8 protein-coding genes are annotated in these 16224 nt (G+C 41.3%); 7 read left to right on the top strand and 1 reads right to left on the bottom strand.

The genetic code is table 11. The annotated features are described in order from the left end of the window. The first annotated feature begins 253 nt into the window (after nucleotides 1–253). From VPHSUH08_RS06105 to rpoC, 3 genes are all read left to right on the top strand, one after another. Complete coding sequence (locus VPHSUH08_RS06105) at nucleotides 254–1669, top strand: aspartate ammonia-lyase (RefSeq protein ID WP_004696758.1); 1416 nt, start codon at nucleotides 254–256, stop codon at nucleotides 1667–1669. A gap of 330 nt (nucleotides 1670–1999) precedes the next feature. Then, complete coding sequence (rpoB, locus tag VPHSUH08_RS06100; protein ID WP_060919552.1) at nucleotides 2000–6160, top strand: DNA-directed RNA polymerase subunit beta; 4161 nt, start codon at nucleotides 2000–2002, stop codon at nucleotides 6158–6160. A gap of 29 nt (nucleotides 6161–6189) precedes the next feature. Beyond that, nucleotides 6190–10392, top strand: a complete 4203-nt coding sequence (gene rpoC, locus VPHSUH08_RS06095) for a DNA-directed RNA polymerase subunit beta' (RefSeq protein WP_004693548.1) — start codon at nucleotides 6190–6192, stop codon at nucleotides 10390–10392. A gap of 124 nt (nucleotides 10393–10516) precedes the next feature. On the opposite strand, the gene VPHSUH08_RS06090 is transcribed toward rpoC, so the two are convergent. Continuing rightward, a complete protein-coding gene (locus VPHSUH08_RS06090; RefSeq protein WP_105087011.1) occupies nucleotides 10517–12538 on the bottom strand; it encodes a BCCT family transporter in 2022 nt (673 codons plus the stop codon). A 355-nt stretch (nucleotides 12539–12893) separates the two neighbouring features. On the opposite strand from VPHSUH08_RS06090, the gene VPHSUH08_RS06085 reads away from it, so the two are divergent. The 4 genes from VPHSUH08_RS06085 to fusA all read left to right on the top strand — a co-directional run bounded on the left by VPHSUH08_RS06085 (nucleotide 12894) and on the right by fusA (nucleotide 16204). Continuing rightward, a complete protein-coding gene (locus tag VPHSUH08_RS06085) occupies nucleotides 12894–13139 on the top strand; it encodes a ribosomal L7Ae/L30e/S12e/Gadd45 family protein (protein ID WP_004693552.1) in 246 nt (81 codons plus the stop codon). A gap of 76 nt (nucleotides 13140–13215) precedes the next feature. Beyond that, nucleotides 13216–13590: a 30S ribosomal protein S12 gene (gene rpsL / locus VPHSUH08_RS06080; protein WP_004693554.1), complete on the top strand. Its 375-nt coding sequence runs from the start codon at nucleotides 13216–13218 to the stop codon at nucleotides 13588–13590. 52 nt (nucleotides 13591–13642) lie between these two features. Next, nucleotides 13643–14113 (top strand): 30S ribosomal protein S7, encoded by a 471-nt coding sequence (gene rpsG, locus VPHSUH08_RS06075; RefSeq protein WP_004693556.1) that lies wholly within the window; start codon nucleotides 13643–13645, stop codon nucleotides 14111–14113. 15 nt (nucleotides 14114–14128) lie between these two features. After that, complete coding sequence (fusA, locus tag VPHSUH08_RS06070) at nucleotides 14129–16204, top strand: elongation factor G (protein ID WP_004693557.1); 2076 nt, start codon at nucleotides 14129–14131, stop codon at nucleotides 16202–16204. Nucleotides 16205–16224: the final 20 nt, after the last annotated feature.

Below are 16224 nucleotides of genomic sequence, written 5' to 3'. Positions count from 1 at the left end.
TTGTACTATAGGGCGTGTAATATTTAAACCAATCAAAGATAAAAACAGAGCACTTATAAATATGGAGATAATATAGTGATAGTTACAAAAAAATAATTATTTATGAAATAATATATTGTATAGAATATTGTTTATTCGGAATACATGAAATAACTTTTATGTATACAAAATACATGCTATAATGAGCGCATAAGATAAAACCGTTTCATTAAACTATCATCTAATATATGAAATAGTGGAAAGAGGATCTATTATGAGAAAAGAACATGATTTCCTAGGTGAATTAGAAGTAGCGGATGAGTTATATTATGGTGTGCAAACGATTCGTGCCTTAGAAAACTTCCATATTACAGGGAAACATTTAGACCAAGATTTTATTAAAGCTCTAGCAATGGTAAAAAAAGCATCTGCTTTAGCTAATATGAAAACAGGTCGTCTCAATGTATCTATCGGTAAAGCGATTGTTCAAGCAGCTGATGAAGTTATTGCAGGTGAATTTGCTGACCAATTTCCAGTTGATCCAATTCAAGGTGGTGCTGGCACTTCTGTGAATATGAATATGAACGAAGTGTTGGCAAATCGTGCTTGTGAAATTTTAGGTCATCCAAAAGGTAGCTATGATATTGTAAGCCCTAACAATCACTGTAACATGGCACAATCTACAAATGACGCTTTCCCAACAGCGATTAAAGTTTGTGCAATTTTGAAATCTAAACCGTTACTTGAAGCTTTGCAACGTCTTGTTGATGAGCTTGAGAAAAAAGCTGAAGAATATAGTGAAATTTTAAAAATGGGGCGTACTCATTTACAAGATGCGGTGCCTATTACATTGGGCCAAGAGATGGGCGCTTATGCATCTGGTATTCGTCGTGGTATTAAACGCATTAAATCTGCCGTTGAAGGGGCACATGTAATCAACATGGGTGCTACTGCAGTTGGTACAGGTCTTAATGCTGAACCTAATTATATTCATGATGTAGCGTACGAATTAAGCGAAGTAGTAGGCGAACCGTTCTATACTGCGGAGAACTTAATCGATGCCACAAACAATACAGATGTATTTGCTGATATCTCTAGCGGTTTGAAGGTAACTGCACTTGTGTTGATTAAGATGGCAAATGATTTCCGCTTAATGGCATCTGGACCTCGCTGTGGCATTGGTGAATTAAAATTGCCTGCCCGTCAACCAGGATCCTCTATCATGCCAGGAAAAGTAAATCCTGTTATCGCTGAAGTATTGAATCAAGTGTGTTACCAAGTTATCGGTAATGACCTTACTATTACATTAGCTGTAGAAAATGGTCAATTCGAGTTAAATGTTATGGAACCTGTATTGGCATACAACTTGTTCAATAACCTTTGCTACCTTAAAAACGGTGTAAATACATTCGTTGATAAATTGCTTGTTGATCTTGAAGTAGACCGTGAACAATGCGAGTACTGGTTGAATCGTTCCGTTGGTATCGTAACAGCATTGTTGCCACATCTTGGCTATGAAACAGCTTCTGCATTGGCGAAAGAAGCGTATGAAACAGGTCGAGCTATTCGCGATATCATCTTGGATCAAGGTTTATTGACTGAGGATGAAATTAATCATATTCTTTCTCCTAAAGAAATGACTCGCCCTGGTATCGCTGGTGCGAATCTTTTAAAACAAAAAGGCAACTAATTTATGGTTCTCTTTTGATACATGAATAAAGCATGAAAATAAAAGACTGTCAACCCTTTTGGTTGACAGTCTTTTTTAATACTGATAAAATTATATATTGCAAAAGTAGCGTTTTCTGCTTTTGGATGTAAAAACTATAACACAAATAGTGATGAGGTTTTCTTCCAAGGTTGTGCTTGGTTAATGGGAAGCAAGGTTATTTTAAAAATGAAATGGACCTTGCTTTATTTGACGTTGCCCGAGCAGGAAAACTGAGACCTGTAAGATGTCTTTTTCATGCCGTTATAGAAAATGGTAGACCAGTGTGTTTTGATAGGGGTGAAAGCAAATATGTTCAAACCTGAACAGGTAGGCAAACGAACTCGTTATACGTACGCTAAAATTAACGAAGTTATCAAGATGCCGCATTTATTGGACATTCAACGTAAATCGTATGAGTGGTTCTTGGAGAGTGGTTTACAAAATATTTTCAACGATATTTCTCCGATTAAAGACAATTCAGGTAATCTAGTACTTTCTTTTGAGGGTTTCAGCTTAGGTGAACCTAAGTATGATATTAATGAATGTAAAAACCGTGATGCTACTTACGCAGCACCACTTCGTGTAAATATTCGCTTGGTAAATAATGATCCAGAAAATATGGACATTAAAGAACAAGAAGTATTCATGGGCGATTTCCCATTGATGACGGATACAGGTACTTTCATCATCAATGGTGCAGAACGTGTTATCGTATCCCAATTGGTACGTTCTCCAGGCGTTTACTACAATAAAGAAATCGATACAATGGGTAACCGTTTGTATGATTCCACAGTTATTCCTAACCGTGGTGCATGGATTGAACTTGAAACAGATGCTAGTGAAGTGGTAGCTGTCCGTATTGACCGTAACCGTAAATTACCAGCTACTGTATTGGTACGTGCATTAGGTTGGGATACGAATGAAAGTATCCTCGACCTTTTCTGGAATGGTAAAACTGATGAGGATGGTTTACCAGTATATGATGAACGCATCGTTCGTACATTAGAAAAAGATACAACTCAATCTGCTGATGAAGCATTGGTTGAAATCTATAAAAAATTACGTCCAGGCGAGCCTCCGACTGTAGAGTCTGCTCGTAACTTGTTCGATAACTTGTTCTTCGATGCACGCCGTTATGACTTAGCGCGCGTTGGTCGTTATAAATTGAACAAAAAACTTGGCTGGCGCCAACGTATGTTGGGTCAAACATTAGCTCAACCAATTGTAGATCCAGAAACTGGCGAAATTATCCTTGATGCAGGCGTACAAGTTGGGGAAGAACAACTTGATATCGTTGCTAATAGCCATGTTTTCGATGGTGAAGGTTTTGCTGAATTCTATATCGTAAATAATGATGGTGTAGAGTCTAAAGTTATCTGTAATAACTGCAACTTACCATATGATCACCGTACAGTAACACGTGAAGACATGATCGCTAACATTTCTTACTTGCTCAACCTTATGGATGGTGCAGGTCATACAGATGATATCGACCACTTGGGTAACCGTCGCCTTCGTTGCGTAGGCGAATTGTTGCAAAACCAATTCCGCATCGGTTTAACTCGTATGGAACGTGTTGTTCGTGAGCGCATGACAATTCAAGAAACTGAATCCATTACGCCTCAAGCGTTGATCAATATTCGCCCTGTAGTGGCAGCTATCAAAGAATTCTTTGGTTCTTCTCAATTGTCTCAGTTCATGGACCAAACAAACCCATTGGCGGAATTGACTCACAAACGTCGTCTTTCTGCCCTTGGCCCTGGCGGCTTGTCTCGTGAGCGTGCAGGTTTCGAAGTTCGTGACGTGCATCATTCTCACTATGGTCGTATGTGTCCTATTGAAACTCCAGAAGGTCCAAACATTGGCTTGATTAACTCCTTGTCCAACTATGCAAAGGTAAACGAATTTGGCTTCATCGAAGCACCATACCGTAAAGTAGAAAAAGTGTATGGTAAAGGCAAGGATGCTGATAAAGTTGTTAAAGTGCGCGTATCTGATAGCGTAGTATACATGACCGCTGATGAAGAAGAAGGCATGACAATTGCCCAAGCAAACTCTCCGCTTGATGCAGAGGGGTACTTCACAACTGAACATGTTGCTTGTCGTCGTGGTCATGATGTATTGGAAGTTACACCAGATAAGGTTGACTATATGGACGTTAGTCCAAAAGAAGTTGTATCTATTGGTACAGCTATGATTCCATTCCTTGAAAATGATGATGCTAACCGTGCCTTGATGGGCGCGAACATGCAACGTCAAGCGGTACCACTTTTGCGCGCTCAAGCACCACTTGTTGGTACAGGTATGGAATATACAGCAGCTACTGACTCTGGTGTTTGCGTATTGGCGCGTGAAGCGGGTAAAGTTGTACGTTGTTGGGGTAATGAAATCCACGTTCTTCGCGATAGCGATGGTCGTGTTGATACATACCATTTGAATAAATTCCTTCGTTCTAACCAATCCACATGCTTTAACCAAAAACCAATCGTTAATCGTGGCGACCATGTTGTAAAAGGCCAAGTATTGGCTGATGGTCCTGCTACAGATGGCGGCGAATTGGCATTAGGTTATAACGTTCTTGTAGCGTTCATGCCTTGGGAAGGTTATAACTATGAAGATGCTATCTTGCTTAGTGAAGAACTCTGCAAAGAAGATATCTATACATCCATTCATATTGAAGAATACGAATGTGATGCTCGTGATACCAAATTAGGCGCTGAAGAAATTACTCGTGAGTTGCCTAATACAGGTGACGACACACTTAAAAACTTAGACGAAGATGGTATTATCTGTATTGGTGCAGAAGTACATCCTGGCGATATCCTTGTAGGTAAAGCTACACCAAAAGGTGAAACTGAGCTTACTCCAGAAGAACGTTTGTTGCGTGCTATTTTTGGTGACAAAGAACGTGAAGTTCGTGATACTTCCTTGCGCGTGCCTCATGGCGAATCTGGTAAAGTCGTAGATGTAAAAGTCTTCACCCGTGAAAATGGCGACGAATTACAACCAGGCGTAAATAAACTTGTTCGCGTATATATCGCTCAAAAACGTAAGATTCATGAAGGCGATAAAATGGCGGGCCGTCATGGTAACAAAGGTGTCGTTTCTCGCGTTATGAGAAAAGAAGATATGCCATTCCTTCCAGATGGTACTCCAGTACAAATCGTATTGAACCCATTGGGCGTACCTTCTCGTATGAACATCGGTCAGGTTCTTGAAACTCACTTGGGGTGGGCTGTTCAAGGCTTAGGTATGAAAATCAAAGCTACAGACCTTCACATTCAAAACGTGTTGAAAGAAGCCCGTACTGATGCATCTTACTGGGAACAAATCGATGCAATCCGCGATCTTTATGCTCAAATTGAGGTATTGGAAGCGAAAGTTGCGGAAGATGTTACGGTAAATCATTTCGAAGAAAATGAGCAAATCATTGCTTTGAAAACTAAAATTTTAAAACATGTAGAAGCAGCAGCGCAAAAGAAATTGGATGCTATGGGTGGCGAAGCTCGTTACCAAGAGCTTAAAGCTATTGAAGCTAAATACAATGCACTTCATGTAGAATTCTTTGATTCTGAAGAAGAGGCTCCTGAAATGGATCCTGCGCTTGTAGAAGAATTAGAGGCAATTAGCAAAGTCAAGAATACTCTTAACAACATTCACTCTGCTGAAGAAAAACGCGTTGAAATTCGCAAAGAGTTGGAAAGCCTTGGCTATGATTTTGACAAATATGGCATGCCAAAACCAGATGTAGCAGGTATTCATATTGCTACACCTGTATTTGATGGTGCTCACGAAAAGGACGTATTCGAAACATTGGCGATTGCAGGTCGTCCTGATGATGGTAAAACTGTTCTATATGATGGTCGTACTGGTGAACCGATGGATAACCGCGTTACTGTTGGTTACGTTTACATGCTTAAACTCCATCATTTGGTTGATGACAAAATCCATGCTCGTTCTACAGGTCCGTACTCCCTTGTTACACAACAACCTTTGGGCGGTAAAGCTCAGTTCGGTGGCCAACGTTTCGGGGAAATGGAAGTTTGGGCTCTAGAAGCATATGGCGCAGCCTATACCCTTCAAGAGCTATTAACTGTTAAGTCTGACGACGTTGTTGGTCGTGTGAAAGCATACGAAAAAATCGTTAAAGGCGAAAACATCCCTGAACCAGGTGTACCTGAGTCCTTCAAGGTATTGCTTAAAGAACTTCAAAGTATCGGTCTCGATGTAAAAATCTTGAACGAAGATCAAGAAGAAGTTGTTATGAAAGAACTTGAGGACGAAGATGAGGTGGTAGAAACTGGTATTGAAGAAGTTATGGAAGGCAGTGCTGTAGAAACTGATGAAGTAACTGTAGTAGAACCAGAAGTAGAGGAAGAGGAAGACTTACCAGCTGATAATGGCGGTGAAGATGATATCCTTAGCCAATTGGCGTACCCAATGGGCGACTCCTCTAACGATGAAGACTAAAACTATCTATAAGGAAGGGAGCGATAGTAGTGCTAGACGTAAATGAATTCGATTCCATGCGAATCGGTTTAGCCTCTCCAGAGCAGATTTTATCCTGGTCTCATGGGGAAGTTAAGAAACCTGAAACAATTAACTACCGTACGTTGAAGCCAGAACGTGATGGTCTATTCTGTGAACGCATTTTTGGACCAACAAAGGACTGGGAATGTCACTGCGGCAAATATAAACGCATCCGCCATAAGGGCGTAGTCTGCGACAAATGTGGTGTAGAGGTTACCCGTGCGAAAGTACGTCGTGAACGTATGGGCCATATTCAATTGGCTACTCCTGTATCTCACATTTGGTACTTCAAAGGAATCCCATCCCGTATGGGTCTTATCCTTGACATATCACCACGTTCTTTGGAACGCGTATTATACTTTGCTTCCTACATCGTAGTAGATCCAGCTGGTACACCATTGACAAAACGTCAATTGTTGTCCGAGCAAGAATACCGCGAATACGAAGCTCAATTTAATGAAGACGGTTATACTATCGGTGGTAAATCCGTCGTAATCGAAACAGTGGCTCAACGTAATGAACGTTTAGCTATTGTTCGTGAAGCACAACGCAAAGAGCGCTATAATGCGGCTCTTCGTGATGATGCAACAATACCAGAAGCTGATAAGGAATACGAAGAATTAACTCGCGAAGAACGCTATGAGTTAGGCGCTGCTGAAGAGGTTCTCTTCGCATGTATCGACATGGGTGCTGAAGCGGTAAAAGCTCTCTTATCAGAACTTGATCTTGAAGCATTGAATGCCGAATTGCGCGAAGAGTTGAACACTGCTAGTGGTCAACGTAAAATCCGTGCAGTTCGTCGTTTGGAAGTAGTAGAAGCATTCCGTCAATCTGGGAACCGTCCAGAATGGATGATTATGGACATCGTTCCTGTAATCCCACCTGAATTGCGTCCTATGGTTCAATTAGATGGTGGCCGTTTTGCTACATCTGACCTCAACGATTTATACCGTCGTGTTATCAATCGTAACAACCGTTTGAAACGTTTACTCGACTTGGGTGCTCCTGATATCATCGTGCGCAACGAAAAACGCATGCTTCAAGAAGCGGTTGATGCATTGATTGATAATGGCCGTCGCGGTCGTCCTGTTACAGGTCCTGGTAACCGCCCATTGAAATCCTTGTCCGACATGCTTAAAGGTAAACAAGGTCGTTTCCGTCAAAACTTGCTCGGTAAACGTGTTGACTACTCCGGTCGTTCCGTAATCGTAGTAGGTCCTGAACTTAAAATGCACCAATGTGGTTTGCCAAAAGAAATGGCATTAGAATTGTTCAAACCATTCGTTATGAAACGTTTGGTAGAACGCGGTCAAGCATCCAACATCAAGGCTGCTAAACGCCAAGTTGAAAGAATTGGCCCTGGCGTGTGGGAATCCTTGGAAGAGGTAATTAAAGAACATCCAGTTCTCTTGAACCGTGCCCCTACATTGCATAGACTTGGTATCCAAGCCTTCGAACCAATCCTTTGGGAAGGTCGTGCTATCAAATTGCATCCATTAGTATGTACAGCCTTCAATGCCGACTTTGACGGTGACCAAATGGCGTGTCACTTACCATTGTCCGTAGAAGCACAAGCGGAAGCTCGTACATTGATGCTTTCTAGCCATAATATTTTGTCTACTAAGGACGGCAAGCCAGTAGCAGTACCTTCTCAAGATATGATCTTAGGTACATACTACCTAACAGTTGTACGCGAAGATACTCGTGATAAAGCAAAAACATTTGCTACCTATGATGAAGTTATGCTTGCCTATGAGTCTCATATCATTGGTTTGCAAGATATTCTTTATATCCGTTTACCTGATCATGGCCGTGTAGAAACAACAGCAGGTCGCTTGATCTTCAACAATGCTTTATTCCCAGAATTGTGGCAGTACGAGAAACGTGAAGATGGCACTTACTCTTTAGGTAAGGTTATGGATAAGAAAACAGTTGGTAAATTGGTTGATCAATGTTTCCAATTGTTTGGTAATGAAAAAACAGCAGAATTATTGGACCGCATCAAGTCCTTGGGTTACTCCTTCGCTCGTCGCGCAGGTATGACTGTAGCTATTGCTGATATTAAAGTACCAGAAGTTAAAACTAGCTTGTTAGATACAGCGGAACAAGAGGTAGAAAAAGTATCTCGTATGTACCGCCGTGGTCTTATTACAGAAGAAGAACGTTATCGTAAAACTATCCAATTATGGACAAAGGCAACAGAAGATGTTACCGATGCGATGATGGATAATATGGCGTGCGATAAAGACGGCTTTAACCCTGTTTACATGATGGCTATCTCTGGTGCCCGCGGTAATAAACAACAAATTCGTCAGCTTGCTGGTATGCGTGGTTTGATGGCCGATCCATCTGGTCGAATCATTGACTTGCCAATTAAAGCAAACTTTAAAGAAGGCTTGACTGTATTGGATTACTTTACATCCTCTCATGGTGCTCGTAAAGGTTTGGCCGATACAGCGCTTCGTACAGCTGACTCTGGTTACTTGACACGTCGTCTCGTTGACGTATCTCAAGACGTAATCGTTCGTGAGGACGATTGTGACGTTGTAGGTATCGATCTCGTTCGTGAACGTGCTCGCTTGGCTACATCCCCACGTCAAGCATTAGAATTGCTTAAAGATAAACTTATTGGTCGCGTTTTAGATAAAGATGTTGTGAATGCTGAAACAGGGGAACTTGTTGTACCAGCTGAAACTATCTTGGATGAACAATGCTTGGCAGATATTGCTGAAGCCGGTGTTACATCTATCGCATTGCGCGGTGCACATTTGGGCTCTGATAGCGATATTAACCATACTAACTTGGTTCAAAAAATTATTCTTGGTGAAAGCGACGATAGCATCCGTGCAACATTGAAAGAAACTATGGTTCAAAATATGTTGAACAAGGATACTGTACAAGCAATCGTTGACAGCGAAGGGGTAGAAATCTTCCCAGCTGATACACGTCTTACTGAAGAAGGCATCGAAGCTATCCTTAACTCCGATGTAAAAGAAGTACAAGTGCGGAACAATGAAATCCATGGTATTGAAGTGGAAGCTATCGTTGAAGGCACTGGTGTTATCGAGCCATTAAAAGACCGTATCGTAGGTCGTATTGCAGCTGAAGAATTAGTTAACAAAGAAACTGGCGAAGTCATCGTTCCTCTTAATGGTGAAATCACAGAGGCGTTAGCTGATGAAGTTGTAAAACATTATGAAACAGTAAAAATCCGTTCTGTATTGACTTGCCGTAGCCCATATGGCGTATGTCGCAAGTGTTATGGTCGTGATCTAGGAACTGGCAACCAAGTTCAAGTTGGTGAAGCGGTAGGTATCATTGCAGCACAATCCATCGGTGAACCGGGTACTCAGTTGACAATGCGTACATTCCATACTGGGGGTGTCGCAGGTGACGATATTACACAAGGTTTGCCACGTGTCGAAGAATTGTTCGAAGCTCGTAAACCAAAACGTAATGCTATCATCGCTGAAAATGAAGGTACAGTTCGCGTTGTACCTAATGAAGGTAAGAAAGGTACGAACACTATCTTTATCACTGGTGAAGATGGTATTGAACTTGATTACCTCATTCCTTACGGTTCGCGCATTATCGTTAAAGACGGTGACGTGGTATCCTTGGGCGCTCGTTTGACAGAAGGTTCTATCAATCCTCATGACATCATGCGCGTCATGGGTACTGAAGCAACTCAACGTTATCTCGTATACGAAGTACAAAAAGTATACAAATCCCAAGGTGTAGAAATTAACGATAAACATATCGAAGTTATCGTTCGTCAAATGCTTCATAAAGTTAAAATTGAAACAGCTGGCGATGCGGATATGCTTCCAGGGGATATGGTGGACGTTAATACCTTTGACGAAGAAAACCGTCGTCTTACTCTCAATGGTCGTGAAAATGCTACAGGCAAACGCACACTATTGGGTATTACGAAAGCCGCTTTGGCAACGGACTCCTTCTTGTCCGCTGCGTCCTTCCAAGAAACAACACGTGTTCTTACCGACGCTGCTATCAAGGGTAAAATCGATCCATTATTGGGCTTGAAAGAAAACGTAATTATCGGTAAGTTGATTCCTGCGGGTACAGGCATGAGTCGTTACCGTAAGATTGAAGTTGTAAAAAATACACCTGAAATCATTGATATTACGGAAGAGGTTATGTCTGAAGATTAATTACTTTGGACCAGCCGTTAAGCTGTATTAATTGTATAGACTTGTTGCATAGTTGATATTGTGCGACATAATAAAAAGGGTGCACCTGCGAGGTGCACCCTTTTGTTATAGGTATTATTGGTTTCTATTCAGCTGTTTCTTTCGCGTCATGAGACATGATGTCATAACCGACGTCATCCGATAAAGTAAGATATCGTTCGTACTGTCGAATGATATCGGTAATGATATCCTCCCGTGTCATATACTGCGCATCGTATCCGGCGCGCCCGTCACTGAAATATGTCATAGGAATTGCGTTGGTGCTTTCAGTAATGTGAGGAATGTTAGGATCTTCGATGAGATGATCCGATACCTCTTGCGTAACGAGTTTGATGCCGTAGGTAAAGTTGCGCATTGATTCTTTTTCGATGGTTAACTCTACAGAGGCGTCGTTACCATTGAAATGTTTGTCAATTCTCGTAGTTAATCCGTACTCTTCTGTTAATTCTTTGTTGAGCTGATACATAGCAGGCAATGCTGTTGTTTTCATAAAGGAAATAACATCTTCCGACTGCGTTTGGTTGAGTATCTTGGCAAGACCTTGTTTCCAGTTCTTGCTGTCCCAGTAGATGGATGTGGTTGAAAGTTTTGTGTTAAAGTATTGCGTATCTGTCAATAATCCTTGCCATAAGCTGTAGCACATGATAACCATCAAGGCTGCAAATGGTAAGGCGAGAATGAGCGTTACCGATTGTAGTACATTAAGTCCACCGATGCTGAGCAAACTGATGGCAAGAAAGGACATTACAGAGCCCCACATCAAGCATTGCCACTTTGGAGATGAAGTGGATTTATCATAGGCCGCAATATTATTTAACACATAAATACCTGAATCGGCAGATGTAATAAAAAATAATGCTAATACGATAATCGATAGAAGACTAGTTAAACCGGATAAAGGTAAATATTCAAGGAATGCAAAGAGTAGTTGTTCTGGTTTATCGGTTAATGCACCGAGTGCACCGTTTGCTACTGTTTCATCGATATAAATTGCAGTATTACCAAAGATAGTAAACCAAACGATAGTAAATACAGTTGGAATAATGAGTACCCCAAAGATGAACTCTCGAATAGTCCTACCTTTTGAAATGCGCGCAATGAACATGCCCACAAATGGTGCCCAAGATAACCACCAAGCCCAGAATAGTATGGTCCAGCTGAAGAACCATGGACGGGTTTCTGGTGTATAGATAGATGTATAGAAGCTTTGCCCTAAAATATGTGATAGATAGTATCCAAAGTTTTCTACCATTGTATTTAATAGGAGTAATGTAGGACCTGCACATAGTACAAAAAGCATTAAGACTAATGCAACAGATATATTGATTTCGCTGAGTAGCTTAACGCCTTTATCAATACCTGTAACAGCAGATAAAACGGCAATGGACATAATGATGATAATGATGACCGTTTGTGCGGAAAAGTCATTAGTGGAGATGATATCAATATATAGGAACCCTGCACCTAGTTGGGCGGCACCAAATCCTAAGGTGGTTACGATACCTAATAAAGTTACACAAAGTGCGATGATATCGATAATGTGCCCTCGTGGGCCATTGATCTTATCCTTCCACAGCGGATAGAAACATGAACGTAGTGATAATGGCAATTTATAGCGAAAACCAAAATACGCTAATGCTAAAGCCATAATTCCGTATACCGTCCATGCATTGATGCCCCAGTGGAAGATGGAGCGGAATAACGCTTCCTTGGCGCTAGGAGCACCATCGACTAAGCCTACAGCGGAGTGATAATGTGAGAGCGGTTCAGCAGTACCGAAGAACATGAGACCTACACCAGTACCTGCCGCAAATAACATGGCGAGCCAAGCTGTATAAGAGAATTCCGCTTCTTCATCGTCGCTACCAAGTTTGATGTCACCTAGCGAACTAAGTGCAAGAAAGATATTGAAGATAAAGAAGAGACTTATGGATAAAACATAAAACCAGCTGAAATCTTCAAATATAATATCACGAACCCCTTGGAGGATCGTTTGAGAAATTTGCGGAATCAGAAGGGCACATAAGCTCAGCCCTAAGACGATAGACAAGCTACCTATAATTACAGGGGGATTAAAGTTTGAATAACGTTTAATGAGTTTAATCATATAATCTCCTTTCTTTAGTAACTTATAAATACAAATATTTGTTCTGTATTAATTTATATCATAATAAAATGGTGTTTATATTAATTTTGCATAATTGGTAAAAGAAAAAATAATAGCAAATGCATAGAATGATTATTTATACATGAAAATAATGATATATGAATAAAAAATCACTCTTCATTTATAATTTAAGATTGAATGAAACACACGGATGAGTGTACACATAAAATGCAGCTGTAGAGCGGTGTGTGACATTGGAAATTGTTTGACATGGACTGCTGTAATTGATATACTTACATAGTGCTTTAGGCGAGGTATGCCTAATGGGCATAATTTCGTAAGGAGAATTAGTACAATGGACATTGCCCATCTGAAGTCGGTGAACAAAACAATCGGTGCCAAGCAAACGTTGAAACAAATTGCTAAAGGTGCTGTGAAGTACGTGTTCCTGGGTTGTGATAGTGATGAACGTGTGGTACAGCCTTTACGGATTGCTTGTGAAGAACAGGGAATACCTGTGAATGACAAACACACCATGGATGATCTCGGTCGTGCGTGTCGCATTAAGGTGCGGGCCACAGCTGTAGGCGTCCTACGTTAATCTTGGTAATATCCGATGTAACACTTTGTTATGACGGATCAATTATAAATCTCAAATTTGGAAAGGAGGTGCCCAAATGCCAACAATTAATCAGCTAGTACGCAAAGGCCGCATGAGCTTGACTAAAAAATCTACAGCTCCTGCCCTTCAAGAATCTCCACAAAAACGTGGTGTATGTACTCGTGTGTACACAGCTACTCCAAAGAAACCAAACTCCGCGCTTCGTAAAGTTGCCCGTGTACGTTTGACAAACGCTATTGAAGTAACTGCTTACATCCCAGGCATTGGTCACAATTTACAAGAACACAGTGTTGTACTTATCAGAGGCGGTCGTGTAAAAGACCTTCCAGGTGTGCGTTATCACATCGTTCGTGGTGCATTGGATACAGCTGGCGTACAAAATCGTATGCAAAGTCGTTCCAAATACGGCGCGAAAAAAGCTAAAAAATAATTTTAGCCATTAAACGAAATTAACACACATCATTATAAAGGAGGAATTGAACATGCCAAGAAAAGGCCCTGTTCCGAAACGTGATGTACTTCCAGATCCGGTGTACAACAGCAAATTAGTAACACGTTTCATTAACAAAGTTATGTACGATGGTAAAAAAGGCATTGCTGAAACTATCGTATATGATGCATTCGAAATTATTCGTTCCAAAATGGGTCAAGACCCAATGGAAGTTTTTGATCAAGCATTGAAAAATGTTATGCCTGTACTTGAAGTGCGTGCTCGCCGTATCGGTGGTGCGAACTATCAAGTGCCAGTTGAAGTTCGTGCTGATCGCCGTCAAACCCTCGGTATTCGTTGGGTTGTAAATTATGCTCGTCTTCGTGGTGAACGCACTATGAAAGAACGTTTGGCAGGCGAATTGATGGACGCTTTCAACAATGCAGGCGCTGCAATCAAGAAAAAAGAAGATACTCATAAAATGGCAGAAGCTAATAAAGCATTTGCTCATTATCGTTGGTAATAAGAGGTGACAACTGTGGCAAGAGAGTTTTCCTTAGCAAAAACTCGTAATATCGGTATCATGGCTCACATCGATGCTGGTAAAACAACAACTACAGAACGTATCCTCTACTATACAGGTATCGTTCACAAGATCGGCGAAGTACATGAAGGCGCTGCTACGATGGACTGGATGGAGCAAGAGCAAGAACGTGGTATCACAATCACTTCTGCTGCAACAACTTGTCAATGGAAAGAACATCGTATCAATATCATCGATACTCCTGGTCACGTTGACTTTACTGTAGAAGTAGAACGTTCTCTACGTGTACTTGACGGTTCTGTTGCGGTGTTCAGTGCTAAAGGTGGCGTTGAACCTCAATCCGAAACAGTATGGCGTCAGGCTTCTAACTACGGCGTACCTCGTATCGCTTATGTAAATAAGATGGATACTGTAGGTGCTGACTTCTTCAACGTAGTTGACATGATGAAAGCTCGTTTGGGTGCAAATTCCGTAGCTATTCAAGTACCAATCGGTGCTGAAGATACTTTTGAAGGCATCATTGACTTGATGACTATGAAAGCGGAAATTTATAAATCCGATGACGGTAAAGAATATGAAATCACTGATATCCCTGCTGAATATCAAGAAGTAGCAGAAGCTCGTCGCGAAATGATGATCGATGCTATCGCTGAAACAGATGATGATATCATGATGAAATATTTGGAAGGCGAAGAAATTTCTGTGGAAGAATTGAAAGCGGCATTGCGTAAAGCTGTTATTGCTAACCAATTATTCCCAGTTCTTTGCGGTTCTTCCTATAAAAATAAAGGTGTTCAAATGTTATTGGATGCTGTTATCGATTACATGCCAGCTCCAATCGATATCCCACCTATTAAGGGTGTTGTTCCTGGTACTGAAGAAGAAACAACTCGTCCTTCTTCCGATGAAGAACCATTCTCTGCGTTGGCATTCAAAATCATGGCTGACCCTTATGTTGGTAAATTAGCGTTCTTCCGTGTGTACTCCGGTACATTGGAATCTGGCTCCTACGTTTTCAACTCCACTAAAGGTAAAAAAGAACGTATCGGTCGTATTCTTCAAATGCACGCTAACTCCCGTAAAGAAATCGAACGCGTATATTCTGGTGACATCGCTGCGGCGGTTGGCTTAAAGGATACTACTACAGGCGACACATTGTGTGATGAAAAATCTCCTGTAATTCTTGAGTCCATGGAATTCCCTGAACCAGTTATCTCCGTTGCTGTTGAACCTAAAACAAAAGCTGACCAAGAAAAAATGGGTACAGCTCTTGCTCGTTTGGCAGAAGAAGATCCTACTTTCAAAGTTCGTACTGATGAAGAAACAGGTCAAACTATTATCTCCGGTATGGGCGAACTTCACTTGGATATCATCGTTGACCGTATGAACCGTGAATTCAAAGTAGATTGTAACGTAGGTAAACCTCAAGTAGCATACCGCGAAACTATCCGTAAAGCTGTTAAGGCTGAAGGTAAATTCGTACGTCAATCTGGTGGTCGTGGTCAATATGGTCACTGCTGGTTGGAATTGATTCCTCAAGAACCAGGTGCTGGCTTCGAGTTTGAAAACAAGGTTGTAGGTGGTGCGATTCCTCGTGAATACATCGGACCTGTTGAAAGCGGTGTTAAAGAAGCTATGGAATCCGGTGTTATCGCTGGGTACCCTATGGTTGATGTTAAAGTTATCGTATTTGATGGTTCCTACCATGACGTTGACTCCAACGAAATGGCCTTCAAAATTGCTGGTTCTATGGGCTTCAAAGAAGGTGCTCGCAAAGCAGATCCTGCATTGCTTGAACCATACATGGCTGTAGAAGTAGACGTTCCTGAAGAATATATGGGCGACGTTATCGGTGACTTGAACTCTCGTCGTGGTCGCATGGACGGCATGGAAGCTCGTAATGGTTCCCAACATATCAAAGCATATGTTCCATTGAGCGAAATGTTCGGTTACGCAACTGACCTTCGTTCCAAAACGCAAGGCCGTGGTAACTACTCCATGACATTCGATCATTACGAAGAAGTTCCTAAGAAAATTGCTGAAGAAATTCAAGCAAAGAAAAACGGTTAATCTCATATTAGATTAATAGA

It is taken from the genome of Veillonella sp. S13054-11 (genome assembly GCF_002959795.1).
Classification (GTDB): Bacteria; Bacillota; Negativicutes; order Veillonellales; family Veillonellaceae; genus Veillonella; species Veillonella parvula_E.
This window is presented reverse-complemented; position numbering and strand designations above follow the sequence as displayed.